The sequence below is a fragment of the Streptomyces sp. NPDC104581 genome, assembly GCF_055583685.1.
In genome coordinates, this window is record NZ_JBVJNN010000009.1 from 1 (window position 1) to 24849 (window position 24849).

At 71.6% G+C, this 24849-nt stretch carries 20 protein-coding genes; 12 read left to right on the forward strand and 8 right to left on the reverse strand.

Translation table 11 applies throughout. The features are described from left to right. Nucleotides 1-211: 211 nt before the first annotated feature. On the forward strand, nt 212-1777 hold the full coding sequence (locus ACZ61E_RS10245; protein WP_469699127.1) for a class I adenylate-forming enzyme family protein: 1566 nt from the start codon (nt 212-214) through the stop codon (nt 1775-1777). Nucleotides 1778-1867: 90 nt separating this feature from the next. On the opposite strand, the gene ACZ61E_RS10250 is transcribed toward ACZ61E_RS10245, so the two are convergent. Both ACZ61E_RS10250 and ACZ61E_RS10255 read right to left on the reverse strand, forming a co-directional pair. Then, the gene (locus tag ACZ61E_RS10250; protein WP_469699128.1) at nt 1868-3385 is read right to left on the reverse strand and encodes an FAD-binding oxidoreductase; all 1518 of its coding nucleotides are present in this window, start codon (nt 3383-3385) and stop codon (nt 1868-1870) included. Nucleotides 3386-3660: 275 nt separating this feature from the next. Then, complete coding sequence (locus tag ACZ61E_RS10255) at nt 3661-4821, reverse strand: AfsR/SARP family transcriptional regulator (protein WP_469699129.1); 1161 nt, start codon at nt 4819-4821, stop codon at nt 3661-3663. Between the two features lie 152 nt (nt 4822-4973). On the opposite strand from ACZ61E_RS10255, the gene ACZ61E_RS10260 reads away from it, so the two are divergent. Beyond that, nucleotides 4974-6083, forward strand: coding sequence for a type III polyketide synthase (locus ACZ61E_RS10260; RefSeq protein WP_469699266.1), 1110 nt, complete (start codon nt 4974-4976; stop codon nt 6081-6083). Nucleotides 6084-6112: 29 nt separating this feature from the next. After that, on the forward strand, nt 6113-7078 hold the full coding sequence (locus tag ACZ61E_RS10265; protein WP_469699130.1) for a class I SAM-dependent methyltransferase: 966 nt from the start codon (nt 6113-6115) through the stop codon (nt 7076-7078). A 186-nt stretch (nt 7079-7264) separates the two neighbouring features. Here ACZ61E_RS10265 and wrbA read toward each other — a convergent pair whose 3' ends face one another. The 4 genes from wrbA to ACZ61E_RS10285 form a co-directional block, all read right to left on the reverse strand. Next, nucleotides 7265-7876 (reverse strand): NAD(P)H:quinone oxidoreductase, encoded by a 612-nt coding sequence (gene wrbA / locus ACZ61E_RS10270; protein WP_469699131.1) that lies wholly within the window; start codon nt 7874-7876, stop codon nt 7265-7267. A 124-nt stretch (nt 7877-8000) separates the two neighbouring features. Continuing rightward, nucleotides 8001-9143: a DegT/DnrJ/EryC1/StrS family aminotransferase gene (locus ACZ61E_RS10275; RefSeq protein ID WP_469699132.1), complete on the reverse strand. Its 1143-nt coding sequence runs from the start codon at nt 9141-9143 to the stop codon at nt 8001-8003. Between the two features lie 5 nt (nt 9144-9148). After that, nucleotides 9149-9706 (reverse strand): cupin domain-containing protein, encoded by a 558-nt coding sequence (locus ACZ61E_RS10280; RefSeq protein WP_469699133.1) that lies wholly within the window; start codon nt 9704-9706, stop codon nt 9149-9151. Nucleotides 9707-9975: 269 nt separating this feature from the next. Continuing rightward, complete coding sequence (locus ACZ61E_RS10285) at nt 9976-10212, reverse strand: hypothetical protein (RefSeq protein ID WP_469699134.1); 237 nt, start codon at nt 10210-10212, stop codon at nt 9976-9978. 317 nt (nt 10213-10529) lie between these two features. On the opposite strand from ACZ61E_RS10285, the gene ACZ61E_RS10290 reads away from it, so the two are divergent. From ACZ61E_RS10290 to ACZ61E_RS10325, 8 genes are all read left to right on the forward strand, one after another. Further along, on the forward strand, nt 10530-11435 hold the full coding sequence (locus tag ACZ61E_RS10290) for an aromatic prenyltransferase (RefSeq protein ID WP_469699135.1): 906 nt from the start codon (nt 10530-10532) through the stop codon (nt 11433-11435). 54 nt (nt 11436-11489) lie between these two features. Beyond that, on the forward strand, nt 11490-12731 hold the full coding sequence (locus ACZ61E_RS10295; protein WP_469699136.1) for an FAD-dependent monooxygenase: 1242 nt from the start codon (nt 11490-11492) through the stop codon (nt 12729-12731). Between the two features lie 232 nt (nt 12732-12963). After that, complete coding sequence (gene phzG, locus ACZ61E_RS10300) at nt 12964-13614, forward strand: phenazine biosynthesis FMN-dependent oxidase PhzG (protein WP_469699137.1); 651 nt, start codon at nt 12964-12966, stop codon at nt 13612-13614. Nucleotides 13615-13633: 19 nt separating this feature from the next. Then, on the forward strand, nt 13634-14140 hold the full coding sequence (locus tag ACZ61E_RS10305) for a PhzA/PhzB family protein (protein WP_469699138.1): 507 nt from the start codon (nt 13634-13636) through the stop codon (nt 14138-14140). A gap of 130 nt (nt 14141-14270) precedes the next feature. Then, complete coding sequence (gene sigJ / locus ACZ61E_RS10310) at nt 14271-15251, forward strand: RNA polymerase sigma factor SigJ (RefSeq protein ID WP_469699139.1); 981 nt, start codon at nt 14271-14273, stop codon at nt 15249-15251. Nucleotides 15252-15267: 16 nt separating this feature from the next. After that, the gene (locus ACZ61E_RS10315; RefSeq protein ID WP_469699140.1) at nt 15268-17382 is read left to right on the forward strand and encodes an MMPL family transporter; all 2115 of its coding nucleotides are present in this window, start codon (nt 15268-15270) and stop codon (nt 17380-17382) included. 260 nt (nt 17383-17642) lie between these two features. Then, on the forward strand, nt 17643-17888 hold the full coding sequence (locus ACZ61E_RS10320; protein ID WP_469699141.1) for a PhzA/PhzB family protein: 246 nt from the start codon (nt 17643-17645) through the stop codon (nt 17886-17888). A 300-nt stretch (nt 17889-18188) separates the two neighbouring features. After that, complete coding sequence (locus ACZ61E_RS10325) at nt 18189-20126, forward strand: anthranilate synthase family protein (RefSeq protein ID WP_469699267.1); 1938 nt, start codon at nt 18189-18191, stop codon at nt 20124-20126. Between the two features lie 71 nt (nt 20127-20197). On the opposite strand, the gene ACZ61E_RS10330 is transcribed toward ACZ61E_RS10325, so the two are convergent. Next, nucleotides 20198-21115 carry an aromatic prenyltransferase gene (locus ACZ61E_RS10330; protein WP_469699142.1) on the reverse strand — a complete coding sequence of 306 codons (918 nt, stop codon included), beginning with the start codon at nt 21113-21115 and terminating at the stop codon, nt 20198-20200. Between the two features lie 179 nt (nt 21116-21294). Beyond that, complete coding sequence (locus tag ACZ61E_RS10335) at nt 21295-22944, reverse strand: prenyltransferase/squalene oxidase repeat-containing protein (protein ID WP_469699143.1); 1650 nt, start codon at nt 22942-22944, stop codon at nt 21295-21297. Between the two features lie 500 nt (nt 22945-23444). On the opposite strand from ACZ61E_RS10335, the gene pcaDC reads away from it, so the two are divergent. Beyond that, nucleotides 23445-24764, forward strand: a complete 1320-nt coding sequence (gene pcaDC / locus ACZ61E_RS10340; RefSeq protein WP_469699144.1) for a bifunctional 3-oxoadipate enol-lactonase/4-carboxymuconolactone decarboxylase PcaDC — start codon at nt 23445-23447, stop codon at nt 24762-24764. The last annotated feature ends 85 nt before the right edge of the window (nt 24765-24849 follow it).

Consider the following 24849-nt stretch of genomic DNA (forward strand, 5'->3'; position numbering starts at 1 on the left):
CTCGCCCCCGCGCCCCCTCATGGGCCCCCGACCCCCCCCCCCACCCCCCCCCCCCCCCCCCCCCCCCCCCCCCCCCCCCCGGGACCCGCCACGACCGCGGGCCGCCAAGCCGGTGCCAACTCGTGCGGCAGTCCGGGCCAAGCGCCCGCCGGGAAGCTGTGGACAGGCGCATTGGACACCGGGAACCGGAGCTGGTCTGGATGGGGGCCTCATGAGCCATGATTCGATCCACAAGCGCGGCCTGTACCTGGGAGTCGTACCGGAGCGGGCGGCGGCCCGGGGTGGTACGACGCCGCTCACCCTCGACCACGACCTCGACGCACTGCCGGGGGCGGGACGGCGCCTGACGGTGTCGGAACTCGCGGGCCATGTGTCGGACCTGGCGGGCCGGATCAGGGCGGCCGGAGTGCTGCCGGGTGAGCGCGTCGTCATCCACAAGAGGGCCAACTTCGACATCTGGCTGCTGGCCACCGCGGTGGCGCGTGCCGGCGCGGTTCCCGTGATGCTGTCGCACGCCCTGGACAGCGCGACCGTCGTGGCCCTGCTCCAGCGGCTCGACCAGCCGCACCTGCTCACCGACGCGGCCAAGCTCAGGACGCTGGCCGAGGTGCCGCCGGCCGGCCTCACCAAGGGCCTGATCAGTGTGGACGGCTCCGGGCCCGCGGTGACCTCCCTCGCCGGGCTGGCGGGATCGCCGCCGGTGCGGCCGGTGCTCCAGGGGCTCGACGAGCCGGCGCTGATCACCCACACCTCCGGCACCACGGGGCTCCCCAAGCTGGTGGTGCACACGCCGCGCACGATGCGCTCCCGGCTCCGGCCGCAGCTGTTCCTGCTGGCGCTGATGCGCAGGCGGGAGACCGTGGCGATCCACATCGCCTTCGGGCATTCGCGGATGTTCGCGGCGATGTCCCTGTGCCTCTTCCGGTCGATGCCCGTGCTCCTGGTGAACGAGGGCGCTCCCGACGACGTCGCCGACTTCTTCGCCGAGCACCGGCCGGGGCTGATCGAGGCGCTTCCCAACTCGTTCCTGGCGTGGGAGAGCCTGGCCGACGATCCGCGCAAGCCGTTCGCGTCGGTCAAGTACTTCAGCAGCACCTTCGACGCGCTCCACCCCAGAACGGTCCGCCGGCTGCTCGGTTCCTCCGAGCGACGGACGCCGCAGTTCTTCCAGATATACGGGCAGAGCGAGGTCGGCCCGGCGGTCGGCCGGCCGTACTTCCGCAGATCCATGCGCCGGATGGACGGGCGCTGCGTGGGCTATCCCCTGCCGGGCAGTGCGCGGGTGAGGCTGGTGAGCCAGAACGGCAAACGGCCGTCGGCGCGGAACCCGGGCCTCATCGAAGCCCGTTGGGACGGGATAGCGAAGACGTACTTCGGCGAGCAGGAGCGCTACGACGCCAACGTGCACGAGGGATGGTGGCGCACCGGAGACGTCGGATACCGCACCAGGTTCGGCTGCCTGCACATGCTCGACCGGGAGGTGGACGCGATTCCCGGTGTGGGCAGCAGCCTGGAGATAGAGGACCTGGTGCTGGACAGGCTGGAGGAGCTGATCGAGCTGGTCGTGGTGCCGGGCCCCGGGTCGGTGGCGATCCCGGTCGTCTGCACCGACGGGGACAGACCGCTCGACCCGGACCGCTGGCGGGCGGCCGTCGCCGACTACCCGCAGCTGGCCGAGCCGGTCCAGATCCCGCTCGCCGAACTGCCGCGCACCGCCACGCTGAAGACCCGCAGGGTCGAGCTGACCCGCCGCCTCCGCGAACAGCGGAGCCGCTGACGGGAGACGCCCGCCGTACCCGCTCTCCGCACCGGCCGCGGGGCCCGGTCCCGGCACCGACGCCGGGACCGGGCCCCCTCCGCGTACGGATCAGCGGATGCTCTGCGCGAACCGGAAGACGTTGTGCGGGTCGTAACTCCTCTTGACCCGCTTCAGCCGCGCGTAGTTCTCGGCGTAGTAGGAACGCTGCCAGTCCGGCAGACGGGAGTCGTAGAAGTTCTGGTACGTCTCGCCGTTCGAGTAGGGATCGAGCACGGCGAAACCGGCGTCGACGAATCGTCCGGCCGACTCCCTGGCCTCGTCCGGGACCGGCGCCACGGAGTTCGAGGTGAGGAAGCTCGCCGAGAAGAGGCTGTCGCGGTGCACGTACGCGGTGGAGGTGCGCGACACCGAGTTGACCGCCCCGCCGACGGCGACGACCTGCAACTGCCGCATCTGCCCGGCCTGTCGCTCCCTGTCGAGGACCGACAGGGCCCGGGCCCAGCCCTCCCTCGGCATCGCCCCCTCACCGAACAGCCGGCTGCGCCACAACCCGAAAGCGGGGCGGGTGAGTCGGCCGCCGGGGGAGGTGTCGGCGCGGTGGCACTGCCGCACCGTGAGACCACCGCACTGGTAGAGGTCCATCAGGATGTCCTGGTAGGGCGCCGTGTGCGTCCGGCGGAACGACGGGGTGTGGCCGATCAGGGAGACGAGCCGGTCGATCTCGCCCTCGAAGTCGCCGCCGGGGTCGACGGATCCCAGGAAGACGGTCGCCAGCGGCACCTTGCCCGGCGCGGCGTCCTCCAGGGTGACCAGGACCCCGCTGCCGACGGCCCGCGGCGCGTCGACCAGCCAGCGCGCCCAGCCGTCGAGCATGTCCAGCGCCTGGTCGAACGTCCAGGCGAGGTTGCAGGCGGCGAGATCGGTGAGGGGCGTCGGGGCCACCTCGTAGGACGTCACGACACCGAAGTTGCCGCCACCGCCGCCGCGGACGGCCCAGAAGAGGTCGCTGTCACGGCGTGGTGAGGCGGTCACGACGCCGCCGTCGGCGAGAACGACCTCGGCCGATGTCACCTTGTCCGACGCCATGCCGATACTCCGGGTGAACAGACCCATGCCGCCGCCCGCGAAGTACCCGCCGGCCGCGACCGTCGGACAGTAGCCGCCGGATATCGTCAGCCCCGCCGGCGCGAGCGTGTTCGTGATGTCGACGAGCTGCGCCCCGGGGCCGATCGTCGCCGTGTCGCGGCCGAGGGTGGTGGAGTTGATCCGGGACACGTCGATGACGAGCCCCTCGGTGGTGGACCAGCCCCCCGCGCTGTGGCCGCCGCTGCGCACGGCGACGGGCAGGGCGTGGTCCTGGGCGAAACGGAGACACAGCGCCACGTCGGCGGCGCGGGCGCAGTAGGCGACGGCCCGGGGACGGCTGTCGTCGAACTGGGTCAGATAGAGCTGCTTGGCCCGCCGGTAGTCCGGGTCCGACGGCAGCACCAGCCGTCCGCTGAGATGCCGGCGCAGTTGGTGCCACTTGCCGCCCGAGGCGGTCCGGGCGGCGGAGGAGCCCTGGAACGCGGTGACCGCCAGCGCGGTCGCGCCCGCGCCGACGAGGAAGGATCTTCTGCTGGTCATGCGCTGCCTCTTTCATCGGGGTTGAGCATCGGGGTCGGGGTCGCGGGCCGACGGGGTCCGCGACGGGTGGGTCCGCCCGGCGACGGGGCCGGAACGGGGAGACCCGCCGCCCAGGCCGGCTCGGCGGCGGGCGGACGGGGGCAGGGGGGCGCGGCGGACTCGCACGGCGCCCGGGGACGGGCCCCAGTCCTCGCGGTACTCCGGAAACCCGGTGCATCCGTGAACCCGTGCACGCGTACGCGTACCGGGGGGCGGACCCGTGAATCCGTGGCTCCTCAGTCCAGGCTCGGAGCCTGGTGCAGAATCTCCCTCTCCAGATGCTGGAGCGCCGGGCTGGGGTCGATCCCCAACTCCTCCGCCATCCGCTTCTGATGGGACCGCAGCACCGCCAGCGCGTCGGCCTGCCGTCCGGTCCGGTACAGCGCCACGCTCAACAGCTCGCAGCCGTACTCGCGCAGCGGATGGGCCTGGGTGAAGGCGGCCAGTTCCGACACCGCTATCTCGTGCGCGCCCACCGCCATGAGCGTCGCGCAGCGTCCCTCGACCACCCACAGCCGCAACTCCTCCAGCCGCACGACCTCCGGGGCCACATGAGTGGCATCGGCCACCTCCGCGTACGCCCGGCCACGCCACAGTGCCAGCCCCGCCTCGAATTCCCGCAGAGCCCGCTGCGGATCGCGCTGGTCGAACGCCTGCCACCCGGCCTTCGCGCGCTCACCGAAGCGGTGGACGTCGACCTCGACGGCGCGGTTGTCGAGCAGATAGGCGCGGCCCCGGGTGCGCAGCACCGTCGCGGGTTTCCGCGGCGCCCTGTCCGGTTCCAGCACCCTTCTCAGATTGGCCACGTACGCGTGCAGCGAGGTGATCGCCGACGGAGGCGGCCGCCCCTCCCACAACTCCTCCAGCAGTACGTCGACCGACACCGGCTGCCCCACCTGACTCACCAGCAGCGCGAGCACCGCGCGCTGCTTCGGCGCTCCCAGATCGATCCGGCGACCGCCGACCACCGCCTCCACCGGGCCGAGCATCCGCAACTCCACCCCGGCGGGCGGCCGGTCCGGTGACCGGCCGGGGCCGGCGAGTGAAGGCGCCTCGGCCCTCCGGAGAGGGGCCGGCGCCGGGCGCCGGGGGAACGTGACGGTGGTGGCGCCGTGCCTCGGGCGGACGGCCCCGGCGATCCCGGCGATCCCCGAGGTCTCGAAGCCGGCGTCGGGCGGCGGGAATTCGAGGTTGAGCTCCAGAACCTTCGCCACATACCGCTTGAGAGTCGCGTTCGCCCGCTGGAGATCCCGTACCTCGCGCTCCAGTTCGGCGATGCACCGGGCCTCGCCGACACCGCCTCCCGGCCGCTGCCCGAGAAGGACCTGCGTCCGGCGGGTGTCGGCGACCCGGAGACCGGCGACAGCCCTGTCGGCGCTGATTTCCTCGTTCATCATCTCTGAACTCCTGTGCATTTCTTTCCTCTGTTTCAGAAGAGGGGCGAGGGCCAAGTCGACACCAAGTCGGTGGCAAGCGAACCGCGCGACATTGGCGCATACACGCTGTGGGACAGCGGAACTTTCTCAACCTCAGAGAGGCGGAAGTCGGCATGCCAACCCTATGCAAGCCGTCGGTGCATGTTCCGGAATACACAATCACGGCGGAAGAGACCATGGAATTCGCCGCGAAGGTACATGCGGGAAAGCCGCAGCTGCCGCTGGCCCTTCGATTGATCCAGAACACCGGAGTACGCAAGCGTCATATTGTGCAGCCCATCGGGAAGACGCTCCGGCACCCGGGCTTCGAGGAGCGCAACCGCGTCTACGAGCTGGAATCGAAGAAGCGGTGCCCGCCGGTCATCGAGGAAGCGCTCGCGAACGCGGACCTCGGCGCCCGGGACATCGACGCCATCATCTACGTCTCGTGCACCGGCTTCCTCATGCCGTCCCTCACCGCCTGGCTGATCAACACCATGGGTTTCCGGTACGACACGCGCCAGCTGCCGATCGCCCAACTGGGCTGCGCCGCCGGAGGAGCGGCCATCAACCGGGCCCACGACTTCTGCGCCGCCCACCCCGACAGCAACGTCCTGATCGTCTCCTGCGAGCTGTGCTCGCTCTGCTACCAGCCCACCGACGACGACATCGGCGCGCTGCTGTCCGACGGCCTGTTCGGTGACGCGGTCGGCGCCGCCGTCGTGCGGGGAAACGGCGGCACCGGCGTCAGTCTGGAGCGCAACGCCGCCCATCTCATTCCGCACACCGAGGACTGGATCTCGTACGCCGTGCGCGACACCGGCTTCCATTTCCAGCTCGACCGCCGCGTGCCCGGAACGATGGAACCGCTCGCCCCGGTCCTGCGGGATTTCGCCAGGGGTCACGGCTGGGACGTCGGCAATCTCGATTTCTACATCATTCACGCCGGGGGTCCGCGGATCCTGGACGATCTGGCCAAGTTCCTCAATGTCGACCGCAAGGTGTTCCGGCACAGCTGGTCCACCCTGGCAGATTACGGAAACATCGCCAGCGCGGTCGTGCTCGAAGCGCTGCGCAGACAGTTCGAGGAGGACACGGTACTGCCGTCGGCCGCCACGGGAATGATCGCCGGTTTCGGCCCCGGAATTACCGCCGAAATGGCACTGGGCAGTTGGACCGTCGAAACACCAGGAAATCCGTCCGACGCGTCGGCGCCGTACGCGTATTCGGGAGGAACGATATGAACAGCGGTCGACCGGCATCGGATCGGATCATGCGGCTCATCACCGGTTACTGGGCCACCGGCCTCCTGGGGACCGCGGCGTCCCACTCGGTGTTCACCCACCTCGAGAACGGCGCGACCTCCGCGGTCCAGCTCGCCGAGCTCGCCGGGATCTCGCACCGCGGCGCGCAGACACTCCTCGACGGGCTGGTCGGCATCGGCCTGGTCGAAGTGGACGCCGGCCGGTACGCCAACACCGCCGAGGCGTCCGCCTTCCTGGTCGACGGTCTGCCCGCATCCCTGACCGGCTTCGCCAAGGTCAAGATGGGGCACATGGCCTCACTGGCGGACCTGCCCGACGTCGTGCGGGCCGGGGGACCCCTGAGGGACGCGGTGGTCGAGGTGGCCGACAACCCGCACTGGGAGAACCTCGTCCAGGCGCTCGCCGCCCAGTCGGCCCCCGTGGCGGCGATCGCCGCGGACACGCTGCGGCTGGCCGAGGCCGGGGAGATCTCCGTCCTCGACATCGGCGGCGGATCGGGCGTCTACTCCGCCGTCTGGCTCGCGCTCAACCCCGCCGCCCGCTCGACCCAGCTCGACTGGGCGCCGATCAACACGATCGCCCGCCGGCTGCTCGCGCAGCACGGCGTGGCCGACCGCGTCAGTTACCTCGACGGCGACTTCCACACCACCGACTTCGGCACCTCGGCGCACGACATCGTGACCTACTCCAACATCGCCCACCAGGAAGGGCCGGAGGGCAACGTGGAGATCTTCGCCAGGGTGCGGAGCGCGCTGCGCCCCGGCGGCACGCTGGTCGTCTCCGACTACGTCGTGGACGACGACCGCTCCGGCCCCGCCTTCGCCCTGACCTTCGCGGGGGAGATGCTGCTCAAGAGCAGGCACGGGGGCACCTGGCGGCGCGACGACTACCGGGCCTGGCTCGGCAAGGCCGGCTTCGACGAGGTCGTCTTCCAGCGCACACCGTCGCCGACCACGCTGATCTTCGCCCGCTGAGGGCCGTCCCGTGATCCCTGGTGGATCAGAGCGCGGCGTCGGATGCGGTGCGTCGCAAGGCGGAGGGTCGTCCTCCTACTGGGCGTGTTCGGGCGATCCGACAACGCGGCGAGGCGCCGTAGCCGAAGTCGCGCGCCCGCCGGGGATCACGGGACAGCCCTCAGTCACCGGCCCGTCGGCGGCGGATCAGAGGGTGCGGGGGCCCGCCTTCAGGGCCGCCGCCACGACGACGGCGCGCCGGGCCTGGTAGTGGGCGGAGTTCAGGACCGCTTCCCCTGGCGGGCCGTCGGCGGCCCAGTGGGAGGTGCCGTACGGATTGCCGGCCCCGTTCCCCGCGGGGTCGGTGTAGCCGGGGGGCACGATGACGCCGCCCCAGTGGTAGAACACGTTCCCCAGCGCCAGGATGGTGGACTCGTGTCCGCCGTGCGCGGAGCCGGTCGAGGTGAGGACCGAGTACACCTTGTCGGCGAGCCGGTTCCGCCGCCACAGTCCGCCGGTGGTGTCGATGAACGCCTTCAGCTGCATGGCCGGATTGCCGAAGCGGGTGGGCGTACCGAAGACCACGGCGTCCGCCCACTCCAGATCCTCCAGGGCGGCCTCGGCTATGTCGGCGGTGTCCCGCAAGTGCCGGGCCCAGGCCGGTCTGGCCTCGATCGCCGCCCGCGGGGCCAGTTCGGGGACCTTCCGCAACCGCACCCGTGCGCCGGCCTTCTCCGCGCCCTCCGCCGCGGCGCGCGCCATGCTGTGGACGGCGCCCGTCGCGCTGTAGTAGATGATCGCCGCGTTGACGGCTTCCATGAAGAGGCTCCCTCTCTGTCTGTGTCGGTCGCGGGACACGGGCGACCGCGCCACGGTTGCCGGACGGGCCGTACGCGCGGCCCGTCCGGCGAACCCGGGGCGGTGGCCGGACGTCTTCAGGGCTTCAGACGGCGCGAGGGCCCGCGTGGGACCGCAGCGCGGTCCGCAGCACCTCCACCACCCGTTCGACCTGGCTCATGGTGAGTTCGGCGTGCATCGGCACGGCGAGATTGCGCCGGAAGAGGTCCGCCGAGACCGGGCACTGGCGCTCGCTCCGGTACACCGGCTGCACGTGGGTTGCCCAGGTGCCGTGCCCGGAGCCGATGCCCTGGGCGCGCAGCGCGGTGGCGACAGCGCCGCGGTCCACGGCCCGGTCCAGCGTCACCATGTACGACTGCCAGGCGTGGGTACGGTCCTCCGGGACATGAGGCACCGTCAGCAGCTCCTCGTCCGCGAGCAGTTCCGCGTAGCGGTCCGCGACGGCGCTGCGGCGCTCCAGCAGTTCCCCGACCCGGTCCAGCTGCACCTGGAGGATTGCGGCGGCGATGTCCGACAGTTTGTAGTTGTAGCCGATGTCGGTGAACACCGGGATCGGCAGGCCGATGGTCCGGGCCTGGTCGAAGATGCTTCCGATCCCGAAGGACGAGCGGAGCCTCGCGTCCGCCGCGAGCGCCGGGTCCGCGGTGATCAGTGCCCCGCCCTCGCCGCTGGTGGCCCCCTTGCGTCCGTGGAAGGACAGGCAGGCCACCGGTGCCAGCGCACCCGCCTGCCGCCCCTTGTAGGTCGCGCCCACCGCGCACGCGGCGTCCTCGACGAGGAACAGCCCGTGGCGGTCCGCGACCGCCGTCAGCTCCGCGTAGTCGGCGGGCAGGCCGACGGTGTCCACCGCGATCACCCCCACGGTCCGGGGACCGATCAGGTCGGCCACCGACCGCGGGTCCACGGTGCCGGTGTCGGCGCGTACGTCCGCGAAGACCGGGTCCGCGCCGACGTACTTCACCGCGTGCGCGGGAGCCGGGAAGGTGTAGTCGGCGACGATCACCTCGTCGCCCGGTCCGACTCCGAGCGCGAGCATGGCCAGATGGAGCGCGGCGCCGCAGTTGCTCAGCGCGACCGCGTCGGCGACCCCGTACCGCTCGGCCAGCCGGGCTTCCAGGGCCTTGCCTCTCGGTCCCTGGCCGGCGGGCCAGCCCGAGGTGAACACCTCGGCCACGGCGGCCAGTTCCTTCTCTCCCAGACTGGAGTGGACGAGGGGGATACGGTCCACCGCGGTCACCTCCCGTGCGCCGTCGTCGACCGGGTGGCCGCGGGCGCGGGCGGCTCGTGGCGCAGCGGGGTGATCTGGCGGACGTCGTAGCGCTCGCGCATCGCCTCCACGGCTCCGGCGTCCACGGAGTCACCGGAGGCGAAGATCTCCACGATCTCCTCGAAGTACCGTTCGTGGTCGGGCGAGGGGTAGCTCTGGAACAGCATCCGCGCCGGTCTGTCCGTGGCGTTCCTGAACGCGTGCGGGCAGCCGGGCGGCACGAACATGCAGCCGCCCGCCCCCGCGCGGACGACCTGGTCACCGTCGGCGGACTTCCAGTCGTGCCAGTCGTCCCCGGTGCGTTCGGCCGGCTCGAAGGCCAGCAGCTCCAACTCCCCTTCCAGGACGTAGAAGAACTCCTGGGACCGGGTGTGCGTGTGCGCCCCGACGTCGAAGCCGGGCGGTACGACGACCTCGAAGCACGACAGGGAGGAACCGTCCTCGGCGGTGACCTTGAAGGTGACTTCCTGTGCCTTGGTGATCAGTTTTCGCCCCTGACCGGGGGGAACTATCAGGCCGCTCATGTGAATCGCTTCCTCGTGGTCTGGCGATGGGACATCGGATGCCGATGGCTCGCGCGAGGTCACCGCGACGGGGTCGGCGGTGTCCGGGAGGCGCGGGTGGGCAGCGAGGGCTGCCGACGCCACTGAAGGGGCGTCAAGAGAAAAGGCCCGCCCGCGGAGAGGGGCTGGGCCTGGATGTCAGTGATGGTTTCGGGCCGTCACAGCACGAAGTCGCCCGATGGAGAGTCCAGTTGAACCGGAGAGGGGCGGACCCGGGGCGACGAGAATAGTTATAGGTCCTTCGCGGCGGGGCCGTCAAGGGTCTGCCCGCGCCTGCCGCCCCTGCCCTGATCCAGATGATCGAGGGTGGCCGTGACGTCGTCGGGATGGTAGTAGGAACGGCCCGCGTCGGTGTAGCGGCGCCATCGGTACTGATGGGCGTAGCGGTACACGGAGCCTTTGGAGACCCGCAGCAGGCCGACGATGTCGTCCGCGGTCAGACCCGCTGTCGCGGGCTCCCGACTCATGTTCCTTCGCCCGGGTGTCGAGGTGTGCTCACAATTCCCCCTTCGCGCGTGGGCCCACCCACAACCCCCCGGATGCGAAACCCCCGGCGGACCCGCTTGACGGAGAGGTTCACCGAGACGGGCGGCACTCGTCAAGGGGCCCGGCGAGTGGCGTGGCGTGGGCCTGAGGGCGGGTGGGTTTCGGCCGGGCGGCGGGCCGGCGGCGGCCGCGCATCGGCGCCAAGCGGGCACCAAGTGGCGGACGTGACGATATCGCCATATGCCCGAGCCGGCCCCGGGGGCACCGGCCGCTGGTCCGCACTGCCTTGGAGGGGCGAATGCCCGAGTCCAGTCATCTGGAAGACATGTACGCGGCGATCGGGGAAGCGGCCCGGCTGGCGCGCGTGGAGTTCTCGCGGGAGAAGGTCCGGCCCGCCCTGGAGGCATTCGGGGACGGGCTCGCGGACGCCCATGTCGTGTTCAGCCTGGCGACCGGCGAACGCTACGCCGGGGAGCTGGCGTTCGACTTCACGGTGCCCCCGGACGCCGGTGACCCGTACGCCGTCGCCGTGTCGCACGGGCTCCTCGAAGCGACGGACCATCCGGTCGGCACGCTGTTCGCGGAGATCCAGAAGCGCTGCCCCGTCGACAGTTTCGGTGTGGACTACGGCGTCGTCGGCGGCTTCAAGAAGGCGTACGTGTCCTTCCCCCTCGGTGAACCGCAGCGGCTGTCGACGCTCGCCGGCATCCCCTCCATGCCACCCGGTCTGGCGGAGCACGCCGACTCCTTCGCCGCCCACGGCCTCGACGGCAAGGTGTCGGCCGTCGCGATCGACTACGCCCACCGCACGTGGAACGTGTACTTCAGCGGGCTCGTGGCCGGACAGCTCGAACCGGAAGCCGTCCTGTCGATGGTCCGTGCCTACGGACTGCCCGAACCGAGCGAGCGGATGACGGACTTCATACGGACCGCGTTCGCCATGTACCCCACCTTCGGCTGGGACTCGTCGAAGGCCGAGCGGATGTCCTTCTCCGCGAGAAGCACGGATCCCGCGGCGCTTCCCGCCCGGTACGAGCCGCTGATCGCCGAGTTCGCGGCCAACGTGCCGTACACGTACACCGGCGAGCGCGTACTCGTCTACGCCGGCGCCCTGTCGGCGGGCGAGGAGTGCTACAAGGTCGCGGCCTACCACCAGAAGACGGCGCAACTGTCCGACCGGGTACGCCCACCCGCGCGCAAGTGACGTCCGCGTCACACGTCCGACAAGCACCCGCACCCATCTCGACGAGGAGACGTCATGACACCCGTACTCATCGCAGGCGGCGGGATCGGCGGGCTCACGGCCGCGCTGAGCCTGCACGCCGCCGGCATCGACGCACTCGTGGTGGAGAGCGCCCGCCGCATCGAGCCGCTCGGCGTCGGGATGAACCTGCTCAGCCACGGCGTCCGCGAGCTCACCGAACTCGGCCTCGGCGAGGACCTGGCCGCCCTCGGTGTGGCCACGGCCGAGCACGTCTACTGCGACAGCTCCGGCGACCAGCTCTTCGCCGAGCCCCGCGGGATCGACCAGGGCTGTCGCTGGCCGCAGTACTCCGTCCACCGGGGCGAGTTGCACCTGATGCTCCTCGACCGGGTGCGTGAAAGGCTCGGCCCCGACGCCGTGCGCACCGGCACGCGGCTGCTGGACTTCACCGAGGGGCCCGACGCCGTCCACGCCCGCGTGGAGGACCGCGGGACCGGGTCCGTCGAGACAGTCGAGGCCGCCGCGCTGATCGGGGCGGACGGGCTGCACTCGGCCGTCCGCGCCCGACTCCACCCGGACGAGGGGCCGCCGGCCTGGTCGGGCCACCGGATGTGGCGTGGCGTCACGAAGGTGGACAGGCCGTTCCTGACCGGCACCTCCATGGCGATCGTCCGTGACGGCGACGCGTCGCTGGTGGCGTACCCGATCGGCCGCGACCGGATCAACTGGGTCTGTCTGGTACGGGTGGCCGAACCGGGCTCCCTCCCCGGAGGCGGCGCGGTGAACGCGGTCGACGACCACCGCACGGCCCGGCTGGAGGATGTCCTGCCGTACTACGAGGGCTGGTCGATGGGGTGGCTCGACGTGGCCGACCTGCTGGAGCGGGCCGACCACATCCTGGAGTACCCCATGGTCGACCGCGACCCGCTCCCCGCCTGGGGGCGCGGCCGTGTGACGCTGCTCGGCGACGCCGCCCACCCGATGTATCCGGCCGGCGCCAACGGCGCCTCACAGGCCGTGCTCGACGGGCGCGTTCTCGCCCTTGAGCTGGCGCGGGCCGACGGTGACATCCCGGCGGGGCTCGCCGCGTACGAGGCCGCCCGGCTGGAGGCGACCGCGGCCGTCGTCCAGGCCGGCCGTGCGATGGAACGCGCCGGAACGGCCATTCCGTGGAACCGCGGCAGCCTCGCCCGCATGGCCGAGATGTACCGGCAGATGGCCGCCGACGAGATCGCCGCGCTCAACGGCCGTCCCTCCCTGACCCCGCCCGGCCCGGAACGGCGGGACACCGCTTAGGCCCTGTCCCCGGACCGGCGTCCGGCTCACGGGCGGACGACGCCGGTTCGAAGAAAGGACCCGGCCCCACGCGACGCACCCGGTCCCTCGGGCACGGCCCGCGCACCACGCCCTCGCCGGCCCGCCACGAGTCCGGCGCGAGCACCTCGACGGGGGTCGGGGCGGCGCCGTGACCGTCGCCCGGGGAACCAGCCGCGTGAGAACGCGCCACAACGCATCGGAGATACCACGAATGAGCCTGATCAACAGTGCGAGCCGGAGCGAATCCCTCACCGGCTCACTCGACTTCGTCTTCAAGGAGTACGACGACCCGCCGGCGGACCCGGTCCCGGTGCTGCGCGACTGGCTCGCGTACGCGCACGAGCACGACGTCAGGGAGCCGAGGGCGATGGCCCTCGCCACCGCGAACGCGGCCGGCCGGGCATCGACCCGGATCGTCGTGCTCAACCACGTGACGGACGACGGCTTCGTCTTCGAGACGCACGCCACCAGCAGGAAGGGGCGCGACATCGCGGAGACCGGGTGGGTCTCCGGGGTTCTCTACTGGCGCGAGACCGGCCAGCAGATCAGCGTCAGCGGACCCGCCCGGCAGTTGTCCGGCACCGAGTCCGACGCGCTCTGGCACGCGCGCCCCCCGGCCGCCCACCCGATGACCACCCTGTCGCGCCAGAGCGAGCCGCTCAGGGACGCGGCGGCCATGCTGGCCGAGGCCGAACGGCTCCACGGCGAGCCCGGACCGCTGCCGCGCCCCGAGCGGTACCGCGGTTACCAAGTGACCGCGGCCCGGATCGAGTTCTGGTACGCCCGGCACGACCGGCTGCACCAGCGGCTGAGTTACGAGCGAACCGCGGACGGCTGGTCGGCGACCCGGCTTCAGCCCTGAGCCCACACCAGGAGATGCCATGACCTCGGCACGGTCCGCCCAACCGGGCTCCGTCGCACCGGTGTTCACCGATCAGCAGGACCTGCGGGCCCGCAACCGGCGGGCGGTGGAGCGGTACATGGAGACCGGCGCGGAGGCCCGGTCGCGCCGGTACACCCTCTACACGCGGGACGGCACCGCGTCCCTGTTCAACACCGACATCGGCCGGCCCATCGTCGTCAGGGGCCGGGAGAGGCTGGAGCGGCACGGCGTGCTCTCGCTGGAGGTGCTGCCCGACTGGCGGTGGATCGACGTGCGGATCTACGAGACGCAGGATCCGGCCGTCATCTGGGTCGAGTGCGACGGCGAGGGGACGATCCGCTTCCCCGGATATCCCGAGGGGCACTACCGCAACCACTTCATCCACGGCTTCACTCTGAGTGACGGGATGATCGCCGCCAGCCGCGAGTACACCAATCCCATCGAGCACATGCGTGCCCTCGGCATCGAGACGCCGCGCATCGAGCGGGACTGGATCCCGTCCTGAGCTGCCCTTTGGTCACCGGCCGGGCCGGGACGGCCAAGTTTGTGACGTGGGTCACATTTCCGGCTCGGATGTCACACTCCGGCCGCCCGGACAGCTCTCAGGTCTGAACGCAATCGCGACGGGAGGCTTCATGACGCATCACCCCCCGCCCGGCTCCCGGCCGGCCGTCTCCGGAGACGGCCCCGGGCCGGCGGCATCGGATCCGGCGGCGAACGCCGCGACACAGGTGTTCAACGAGCACCGCGAGCTGCTGTTCTCCCTCGTCTACAACATGCTCGGCGGGATCGCCGACACCGAGGACGTCCTCCAGGAGACCTGGCTGTCCTGGACCAACAGGAACCGGGCACCGAACGCGGAGCCGATCGACAGCCCGCGCGCCTATCTGGTGCGCATCGCGGTGAACCGGGCCCTCGCCCACCAGGCCGCCATCAGCCGCCGCCGTGAGACCTACACCGGCCCGTGGCTGCCCGAACCGCTGGTCAGCTCCCTCCCCGTCGCCCCCGTCGCCGACGACGCCGCCGACGTGGCACTGCGCACCGAGTCCGTGTCGATGGCGCTGATGGTGATCCTCCAGACCCTCACACCGCTGGAGCGCGGGGTGTTCGTCCTGCACGAGGTGTTCGGCTACGCCCACACCGAGATCGCGGAGATGCTCGGCCGCAACCCCGCCGCCGTCCGCCAGCTCGCCCACCGCGCCCGCGAGCACGTCCACGCCCGGCGCCCCCGCTACGAGCCCGCGCCGCACGTGCGGCAGCAGGTCACCGAACGCTTCCTGGCCGCCGCGCTCGGCGGTGACCTGGACGCGCTCCTGGAGATCCTCGCGCCGGACGTGGTCATGTGGAGCGACGGCGGGGGCAAGGCCCAGGGCGCGACCGGCCTCCGGCCCATCCGCGGCCGCGACTCCGTCGCCCGCCTGCTCGCCGTCGTCGCCCCCAGCTCCGGCAAGACCCTCCGCATCGCCTTCCGCAGCGTCAACGGCGACCCCGCCGTTCTGCTGCTCGCCGGCGACGCCCCCTACGCCGTCGTCGTCGTGGATCTCACGCCGGAGGGCGACCAGGTGTGCGGCATCTACGCCATCGCCAATCCCGACAAGCTCTCTTACGTCGACTGACAACCGAGGAATTCACATGTTGCGAAAACTGGCTTCCCTACCCAGTGGCAGGAGGGCGAAATGGGTTGTCCTCGCCCTCTGGGTCGTCCTGCTGATCCCCGCCGTCCTGCTGGCCGGGAAGCTCGGCGACGTACAGGAGAACGACAACTCGGCCTGGCTGCCCGGTGACGCGGAGTCGACCGCCGTCGTCGAGCGGGCCGAGAGGTTCCAGGACACCGACACCGTGCTGGCCCTTGTCGTCTACGACCGGCAGGACGGCGTCACCGCCGCCGACATGGCCAAGGCCCAGGCCGACGTCCAGGCGTTCCAGGGCGTCGAGAAGGTGGTCGGCGAGCCCCAGGGCCCCTTGAGGTCCGAGGACGGCAAGGCCATCCAGACCGTGGTCCAGGTGCAGAAGGACAAGAGCGGCTGGGACGGGATCAACAAGGTCGTCAAGGACATGACCGACGTCGGCAGGGCGGACGCGGACGGGCTCGGCTTCCATGTCACCGGACCCGCCGGCTACGCGTCCGACTCCATCGACGCCTTCGGCGGCGGAGGCGGTCTGACCGCGATCACCGCGGCGGTCGTGGTCGTGATCCTGCTGCTCACCTACCGCAGCCCGATCCTGCCCCTGCTTCCCCTGATGACCGCCGGCGGCGCCCTGATGACCTCGGAGGCGGTGATCTACCTGCTGGCCAAGCACGCCGGACTCGTCGTCAACACACAGACGAGCTTCATCCTGACCGTGCTGGTGTTCGGCGCCGCCACCGACTACGCGCTGCTGCTCACCTCCCGGTACCGGGAGGAACTGCGCCGCCACGAGGACCGGCACGAGGCGATGGCGGTGGCCCTGCACCGCTCCGGTCCCGCGATCGTCGCCAGCGCCGCGACCGTGGCGGTCAGCCTGATGCTGCTGATGCTGGCCACCCTCAACTCCACCCAGGGGCTCGGACCGGCCAGCGCCGTCGGCATCCTGGTCGGACTGCTCGCCATGGTCACCCTGATGCCGGCCCTGCTGGTCATCTGCGACCGGTGGGTCTTCTGGCCGGTGAAGCCGGTGTACGGGGCCGCCGCGGCGACCAGGGAGGGCATCTGGACCCGCGTCGGCAACGCCGTCTCCGCCCGGCCCCGCGTCGTGTGGATCGGCACCGCCCTCGCCCTCGGCGTCATGGCCATCGGGGCGCTGGGGCTCAAGTCCGACGGGCTCTCCAACAAGGACCAGTTCACCAACAAGCCGCAGATGGTGGTCGGCGAGGAGATCAAGAACGAGCACTTCCCGGCCGGCGCGGGCGACCCCGTCTATGTCGTGGCCAAGGCGTCGTCGGCCGAGCAGGTCAGCACCGCCCTGGCCGGCGTACCGGGAGTCGCGGCCGTCTCGAAGCCGGTGGTCAAGGGCGACGAGGCGATGATCCTGGGGGAGTTGGAGGACTCTCCCACCAGCACGAGCGCCATGGACACCGTCGACCGGGCCAGAGCGGCGGTCCATGACGTCGAGGGCGCGGACGCCGAGGTCGGCGGCAACACGGCGATCATGCTCGACACCCGGGAGGCGGCGGCTCACGACTCCAAGCTGATCATCCCGATCGTCCTGGTCGTGGTGTTCCTGATCCTCGCGCTGCTGCTGCGGGCGGTCGTCGCGCCGCTGCTGCTCATCGCGACGGTGGTGCTGTCGTTCGCGGCGGCCATCGGGGTGAGCAACCTGGTGTTCGAGCACGTGTTCAACTTCGCCGGGACGGACGCCAACTTCCCGCTCCTGACCTTCGTGTTCCTGGTCGCACTCGGCATCGACTACAACATCTTCCTGGTCACCCGGGTACGCGAGGTGGCACTGGAACAGGGCACCAGGCGCGGCGCGCTGATCGGTCTCTCCACCACCGGCGGTGTGATCACCTCGGCGGGTCTGGTGCTGGCCGGCACCTTCGCGGCGATGGCCTCGCTGCCGCTGGTGTTCGCGGCCGAACTCGGCTTCGCGGTGGCGTTCGGCGTACTGCTGGACACCATGATCGTCCGCTCGGTGCTGGTCACCGCCCTGACGCTGGACGCGGACCGGTGGATGTGGTGGCCCAGCGCGCTGTTCAGGCGTCAGGACGTCCCCCCGCCGCTGGACGAGGACAAGCGCGACCTCGAACCGGCGCTCAGGGGTTCATGAGCGAACCCGCGCCACGACGGTGGCCCCCCGCACACGATCATCCGTGCGCGGGGGGCCACCGTCCGTGCGTGGTGCGCCGGACCCGTACCGGACCGCGGGCCTCCCGCTCCTCGCCAAGAGCATCACAAGTCCGCTGACACAGGGTGTACGCAGCCGGACCGGCCTCATGGACCGGTCACCCGGACCGTTCCGCGAGCGAGCGAGCGAGCGGTCGGGCACGGCACCGGCCCACCCCTCCGCAGTGGAAAGTGAGGCGGCTCATGTCCGACGACACAGAGGTACGCGAGCACAACCGCGCGGTCGTCGCGCGGTACATGAACACCCGTGGCCAGGACCGGCTGGAGCGTCACCCGCTGTTCACGCGGGACACCCAGGACCCCGACCGGCTCCGGGTGGAGCGCGACGGTGACATCGGGCGGCGGCGCGAATTCATGAACTCGTACCGGCAGTTCGGGGCGCCGGGCATCGCCCTCCCGGCGGTCCGCCGGGAGGGCGTCCCCACCTGAACGAGGCCCGACGCCCGGCCGCGGAGCCGTGGCGGCGCGGCGCCGCGGCCCGGCTCCACGACTCCGTGCGAGGCGACACCGTCACCACTCCCGGCGGGTGCGGGACCCGGCTGCGGGACGCGACGACCCCCGGGGTCCGCGTGCATCTCCGCACCCCGTTCCCGGCACCGCCTTCGGTGCCCCCTGCGCGAAAGGAGCCGACCGGTGGTTGGCCAACCCGTCATCGCCCCTCTGAACGCTCCGTACGACGAGCGGCGGGTCCCGGACCCCGGTGACGCCGCCGTATCCGCCGCACCCGATCTGCTCGACCGGGTGCTCGCCGCATCCGCGCCACCCGACTTCGCCCTGCTGCACCGGCCGGAGACGGGCACCCCCGGCACCGTCGACCTCCTGCTGGGCGACGTCACGCACCCCGCCTCGCTGGACGGTCTGCCGCTGCCGGAGCCCGCACGCCCGCCGGCCGCGACGACACACGGCGCGCTGGTCCTGGTGCCCTACCGGCAGCTCGCCGAGCGGGGTTTCGCGGCGCCGGACGACGGATCGCCCCTCATCGCCCTGACCGTCACCGAGCAGGCCGTGCTGCCGCTGGCGCCGACCCTGGACCGGCTGCCCGGCACCCCGGTCGCCCTGTCCGGTCAGCGCTTCGACCTGTCCGACGACGAGTACGCCGAGGTCGTCAGGCGTGTCGTGGCCGAGGAGATCGGCAGCGGCGAGGGCGCCAACTTCGTCATCAAGCGCACGTTCCTGGCGGACCTCGGCGGCGATTCGGCGCACACCGCGCTGGCCGTCTTCCGGCGGCTCGTCGCCCTGGAGCCCAGCGCCTACTGGACGTTCGTCATCCATGTGAACGGCCGGACGTTCGTCGGGGCCACCCCGGAGCGACACATCTCGGTGCGTGAGGGCCACGCCGTGATGAACCCCATCAGCGGCACCTACCGCTACCCGCCCGGCGGCCCGACCCTCGACGGCCTCACCGCGTTCCTCGGTGACCGCAAGGAGACGGACGAGCTGTACATGGTCCTCGACGAGGAACTGAAGACGATGTCCCGGATCTGCGAGGACGGCGGTCGGCTCACCGGCCCCGCGCTCAAGGAGATGGCTCGGCTCGCCCACACCGAGTACTTCATCGAGGGCCGCACCCGCCGGGACGTACGCGAGATCCTGCGCGAGACCCTGTTCGCGCCGACCGTCATGGGCGGCCCCGTGGAGAGCGCGGCCCGGGTCATCGCCCGTCACGAGCCCCGGGGGCGCGGCTACTACAGCGGTGTCGCCGCGCTGATCAGCGACGAGCCGTCGGGCGTGCGATCGATGGACTCGGCCATTCTGATCCGCACCGCGGACATCGCGCCGGACGGGCGCGTGTCACTCGCCGTCGGGGCGACCCTGGTGCGCCATTCGTCCCCGGCGGCGGAGGCCGCGGAGACCCGGGCCAAGGCGGCCGGGCTGCTCGACGCCCTGGGCGCGGGCCTCGGCACGGACACCGGTGCGACCCCCGGCACGGAGCCGCTCGCGGGTCCGGCACCGGGTCCGGACCACGGAGTCTCCCGCCGCTTCGCGGACCATCCGGTGGTACGGGAGGCCCTGCGCGCCCGGAACACCGGCATCGCCGACTTCTGGCTGGCGTCCACGGCCGCCCGGCCGCTGACGGTGCCCGAGCTGGAGGGGCTGAAGGTTCTGGTGGTCGACGCCGAGGACGCGTTCACCGCCATGATGGTGCAGCAGCTGGAAGCGCTCGGCGTCACCGCCGAGGTGCTGCGCTACGACCAGCCGTACGCCCTCGACGGGTTCGACGTCGTCGTCATGGGGCCCGGTCCCGGTGATCCCCACGCCCTCGGCGACCCGAAGATCGCGGTGCTGGACTCGGCCGTGCAGAGGCTGCTGGCCGACCATATCCCCTTCCTGGCGGTCTGTCTGAGCCACCAGGTGCTCAGCCGCAGGCTCGGCTTCGACCTGACACGGCGGGACGAGCCCAACCAGGGCGTACAGCGCTCCGTCGACCTCTTCGGCCGGCCCGAGCGGGTCGGCTACTACAACACCTTCGCCGCCGTCTGCCGCACCGGACACCGCGATGTGCCGGGGGTGGGACGGGTGCGGGTCAGCGCCGACCCGGCCACCGGAGAGGTGGACATGCTCCGCGGTCCGCACTTCGCCTCCTTCCAGTTCCACGCCGAGTCGGTGCTGACCGTCGACGGGCCCCGGCTGTTCGCCGATGCCCTGCGCGCGGTACTCGACGACTGAGGCGCACACCGAAGGGGGACGCGCACCCCCCGCTCCCGCGAGTGGTGCGCGTCCCCCGTCCCGTGCACGACCTAGTCCTCCAGAGCGTCGAACGCCTTCACCAACTTCCGCTGGTGGTCGCTGATCTGGTAGTACGAGCCGAGCTTGATGTATTCCTTCGTGCGTGAGACAGCGAGACCGTAAATGAGGGTACGGCGCTCTCCGGCGTACGCGTACGGCGCGTTGTTGGCGTACTCGGAGAACAGCGCGGCATCCGATTCGACCCGGGTGGGTGCCAGCGTCGGATCCGTGCTTATCACCGCGAAGCAGATCCGTTCGATCCTCGACGAGTCCCAGCTGAGGGTCGGATACACCGCGAACGACTTCCTCACGAATTCCAGCCCTTCCTCGCTCGGTTCCCGCAGCCCCATCTCACGGAGCATCGACCGGACCGTCTCCGGTTCGAGGGATCCCGCGGGAACGTCACCGCAGTACAGATTCACCTGCTTGCGCTGGTAGTCGATCGAGATTCCCTGCACCTTGTCCAGGCCGTAGCGGGTGAAGAGTGCGGCGTTCTCCGCGACCGCCGGCGGCATGGACGGCACGGCGACGAGCTTCCGCAGATCGAGCAGGTCATTGATGGGGAAGGCCGCGTAGGTCTTCTTGAAGCCGCCGGAGACCTCGCCGTCGACGCCGTACATGGCGACGGGGCACCGCTCGCCGGTGTCCGTGAGCAGGGAGGCGATGGGATGGTCCGTCTCCGCAGGGATGCCGGTCGACGGACCGAAGGCGTACGGATCGACGTCCCCCGAAGGGATGGTGAAGCTGAAGTCGAGCTCCGCGGCGTGGTCGCCGCCGGACATCGAGAAGACGATCACCGAATCCGCGAGGGCGTCCTCGTACGCGGTCAGGATCGGCAGGATCTTCTGTCGTGCGCAGGTCAGGTTCAGCAGACCGGCTGCTCTCTCCATGGCCGAGTAGACGCGTTCGACGTCAGCGGCTCCGGACATTGAATCCCCCACGTGTCGCTCTTGGATGTCTGGCTTGGATGTCTGGTCGGTACGGGCCGGTCGGCCGCCCGTGCGCGCGGTACGTCGCCGCGGCCGGTTCCGGCGCCCGGCGCTCCCCAGTCTGGCTCCGTGCCTTGGCCCCCGCTGTGGCCCGAGTTGGCGCCGGCTTGGCGGCGCGCTCAGGCCACCCCCTGGAGCCGGCCCGCCGCGCCCTGGACCCGGGAACGCACATGGCCGAACGCCAGGAGCACGGGAATGTCGGTGAGGACCGGCAGGTGGTAGGAGAACGGACGGGGGCCGACCATGTCGGGCGGGCCGCCGTAACCGCCGTCCGCCTGCTGCCGTGCCAGCAGCCAGGACAGGGCGCGCCCCACGGGGCGGGCATCGGCCCCGTAGCACAGCGTGATCAGCCCGTAGGCGGTGCTGATGTCGTCGCTGGGATCACCGGGCCGGATGCCCCAGCCGCCGTCGGCGTTCTGCGTGTCGTACGCCGAGCGCTCGATCCGCCCCGCCAGGGCTGCCGTGCGGCCGTCGCGCGGGTCCGCGGTGCACGCGGCCAGACGCGCGCGGAACATCGTGTGCAGCCGGCTGCTGCTCCACCCCGGCTCGAACCCCCCGTCGGGCAGCTGGCTGTCGGCGAGGAACGCGAGGGCGCGTTCCCGCGCGGGCGCGGTGGAGGGGTGCGGCGCGAGCGCGTTGACGGCCGCGGCCGTCATGCACGGTTCGGAGGTGGCGCCCGCGACGTACGTCGGGAAGCCGCCGTCGGCGCCCTGGACGGCCAGCAGCGCGTCCACGCCGCGCCGCACGGTGCCGCCGAAGGCGACCGGATCGAGCTCCTGGAGGAGTTCCAGCACGCACGAGGTGCAGTCGACGTCGTTCTGCGCCACCTCGGGGCCGATGGACCAGCCGCCGCCGAGCGTGGCGCCGCGGGAGAGGGAACGGCACAGGGCGCGCCGTGAGTCGTCCACCCGATGGGCGGCGAGCATCCTGGCCATGGCCATGGGCACGTCCGGTGCCGCTCCGGCCGCCGTCAGGGCGATCCCCGCCGTCGACGTGCACCAGTTCCGCATCTCCAGCACGAACGGGAAGCCGCCGTCCGCGCGCTGGTGCCGCAGCAGTGTCCCCAGACCGCCGCGCACCGTCGCCTCCTGCCCGGGGACACCGGCGAGCGCGTGCAGCGACAGCAGGTCGAGCAGTACGTACCCCTCCCACACCTTCGCCGCCGGACGGAGGCCGCTCAGCGTGCGCAGCGCGTCGTCGGCGGCCCCGCTGGCGACTCCCGTCGCCGAGGCGAGGATCAGTGTGACGGACGCCTGCTGGACCGCCGCCCAGGAGTGGATGGGATCGGTGGGAGCCCGCTCGTCCGACGCCGGCACGACACCGGGCGGCAGCGGGCAGCCGAGCACCGACAGCACGGCGTACAGCATCCGGCGACGGCGGGCGGAGATGAACTCCGGTGCGGCGCCGAGCAGGCCGTCGGTCAGCTTGTCGATCAGGCCGGCGTCACCGTCGGACGTCCGGCCGGCGGCCCGCGCGACGGCGAGCGTGGCGAGGACGCGGTCGAACTCCCGCGGGGTGTCGAGGTGCGCGTCGAGGAAGGCGAGCGCGTTGTCCCGGGCCGGTGACTCCACACCGGTACGGGACATCAGCGTCAGCGCGAGCGCCGTCTCCAGCACCCGGCTCCGGCATTCCTCGCGTATCGCGCCGCCGGGACCGACCCCGCCGCTGACATGTGCGATCAGCCCGGACGTGGCGCGGCGGACCTGATCCGGGTCGACTTCCGCGGGCCACGGAATAGGGGCCGAACGCGGTACATTCGGTGATCTCATGCCATGCTCCTGTCTGGCTGCCTGGGGTCGGTGACGAGTCGCGTGCCAGGACCGCCCGGCCGGCGAAAAGCCCCGGGAAAGGCACGTCGAATCGCTGACGGATTGCTCATCGAGGCGACGGCGGCGCGCCCGCGCCGTGGAAATGAATGGGGCGGCGTCCCCCGACAGAGGCGCTCCATACAGCGAAGGTTCGGCCACGGAGCTTGGCCGGTACTGTTCCGCGACTTGGCGCCGGCTTGCCGACAACTCACGGCGGCCACAGCGCCCGAGACGGCCCGGAAGCGATGAACGGAATGGCGCGACCGCGTCGGCGCGAATGCTTTCCCGGATTTCCGGGATTTCCAGGACCTCCCGGAATTCCCGGAGAAGTTTTCCCGTTCCCGGACAACGGCGGGCGGCGCCGCCGCGAGAGCGCCGTGGCGCCGTGCCGTGCCGCGTGCGGGTCCCCGGCTCCCCGACCCCCTCCCGTACCGGGTCGATGGGTGTGGGAGCGTGAGCGGGTGAGCGAGACGACCACGAAGACCTTGCAATACCGCGTCGACGGGCCAGAAGACGCACCGACCCTGATCCTGGGTCCCTCTCTCGGTACGACCTGGCACATGTGGGACAGGCAGACGCCCGAGCTGGCGAAACACTGGCGCGTACTCCGATTCGACCTGCCCGGTCACGGAGGCGCGCCCGCGCACCCCGCCACCGGGGTCCCCGAGCTGGCGGACCGGCTCCTCGCCACCCTCGACGGGCTCGGAGTGCAGCGGTTCGGCTACGCCGGCTGCTCCATCGGCGGTGCGATCGGCGCGGAACTGGCCCTGCGCCGCCCCGACCGGGTCGCGTCACTCGCCCTGGTGGCGTCGTCCCCGAGGTTCGGCACGGCGGACGAGTTCCGCCAGCGCGGCGTCATCGTCCGTACGAACGGACTCGACCCGATGGCCCGCTCCGCGCCCGAACGCTGGTTCACTGCCGGTTTCGCCGCCGCGCAGCCCGCGATCGTCGAGTGGGCGGTCCAGATGGTCCGCACGACCGATCCGGGCTGCTACATCGCCGCGTGCGAGGCCCTGGCGGCCTTCGACGTACGGGCGGAGCTGGGCCGCATCGGTGTGCCGACGCTCGTCCTGGTCGGCGCCGAGGACAAGGTCACCGGGCCCGCCGAGGCCCGCACCCTGGTCGCCGGGATACCGGACGCCCGCCTCGCGCTGGTGCCGGGAGCCTCGCACCTGGCGCCCGTCGAGCAGCCCGCCGCCGTCACGGACCTGCTCGTCCGCCATTTCTCCACCGCCTGGCAGAACCCCTCCGACACCTCGACCGGCCTGACGGTGCTGCCCGACTGGGCCACGTATCCGGGCCCGGGGACGCCCGCGGGCCCGCCGACCCTGTCGCCGACGGCCGCCCCCGTCGCCGAAATCGCGTCCGCCGAGCAGCCGCAGGCCGTGGCCGCCGTACGCCCGGATCAGTACGAGGCGGGCATGCGGGTGCGCAGGGAGGTCGTCGGTGACGCCCACGTCGACCGTGTCATGGCCGACACGGACGAGTTCGCGGGCGACTTCCAGGAACTCCTCACCCGCTACGCCTGGGGCGAGGTGTGGAGCAGGGAGGGCCTGGACCGCCGCAGCCGCAGCTGTGTCTCGCTGACGGCACTCGTCGCGGGCGGGCACCTGGATGAACTCGCCGTCGAGACCAGGGCGGCCCTGCGCAACGGGCTGACCCCGGCCGAGATCAAGGAGGTGCTGATCCAGACGGCCGTCTACTGCGGTCTCCCGGCGGCGACCGCGGCGTTCCGCGTCGTCGGCGCGGTCGTCCAGGAGGAGACCACCCCCGAGGGCTGAAGGGCGCCCCACGGGCCGGGCCCTGGCCGCACCACTCCCGTTTGCCCTCGTGGTGGCGGGTATCGACCATGGGAGGTGCGAAACC

Coding starts and splice junctions, on each gene's coding strand:
- ACZ61E_RS10290 (WP_469699135.1), top strand. CDS start 10,530: ATGCCCGAGTCCAGTCATCTGGAAGACATGTACGCGGCGATCGGGGAA.
- ACZ61E_RS10260 (WP_469699266.1), top strand. CDS start 4,974: ATGCCAACCCTATGCAAGCCGTCGGTGCATGTTCCGGAATACACAATC.
- ACZ61E_RS10330 (WP_469699142.1), bottom strand. CDS start 21,115: ATGTCCGGAGCCGCTGACGTCGAACGCGTCTACTCGGCCATGGAGAGA.
- ACZ61E_RS10285 (WP_469699134.1), bottom strand. CDS start 10,212: ATGAGTCGGGAGCCCGCGACAGCGGGTCTGACCGCGGACGACATCGTC.
- ACZ61E_RS10245 (WP_469699127.1), top strand. CDS start 212: ATGAGCCATGATTCGATCCACAAGCGCGGCCTGTACCTGGGAGTCGTA.
- wrbA (WP_469699131.1), bottom strand. CDS start 7,876: ATGGAAGCCGTCAACGCGGCGATCATCTACTACAGCGCGACGGGCGCC.
- ACZ61E_RS10305 (WP_469699138.1), top strand. CDS start 13,634: ATGACCTCGGCACGGTCCGCCCAACCGGGCTCCGTCGCACCGGTGTTC.
- ACZ61E_RS10295 (WP_469699136.1), top strand. CDS start 11,490: ATGACACCCGTACTCATCGCAGGCGGCGGGATCGGCGGGCTCACGGCC.
- ACZ61E_RS10255 (WP_469699129.1), bottom strand. CDS start 4,821: ATGATGAACGAGGAAATCAGCGCCGACAGGGCTGTCGCCGGTCTCCGG.
- ACZ61E_RS10280 (WP_469699133.1), bottom strand. CDS start 9,706: ATGAGCGGCCTGATAGTTCCCCCCGGTCAGGGGCGAAAACTGATCACC.
- ACZ61E_RS10250 (WP_469699128.1), bottom strand. CDS start 3,385: ATGACCAGCAGAAGATCCTTCCTCGTCGGCGCGGGCGCGACCGCGCTG.
- phzG (WP_469699137.1), top strand. CDS start 12,964: ATGAGCCTGATCAACAGTGCGAGCCGGAGCGAATCCCTCACCGGCTCA.
- sigJ (WP_469699139.1), top strand. CDS start 14,271: ATGACGCATCACCCCCCGCCCGGCTCCCGGCCGGCCGTCTCCGGAGAC.
- ACZ61E_RS10315 (WP_469699140.1), top strand. CDS start 15,268: ATGTTGCGAAAACTGGCTTCCCTACCCAGTGGCAGGAGGGCGAAATGG.
- ACZ61E_RS10320 (WP_469699141.1), top strand. CDS start 17,643: ATGTCCGACGACACAGAGGTACGCGAGCACAACCGCGCGGTCGTCGCG.
- ACZ61E_RS10265 (WP_469699130.1), top strand. CDS start 6,113: ATGCGGCTCATCACCGGTTACTGGGCCACCGGCCTCCTGGGGACCGCG.
- ACZ61E_RS10335 (WP_469699143.1), bottom strand. CDS start 22,944: ATGAGATCACCGAATGTACCGCGTTCGGCCCCTATTCCGTGGCCCGCG.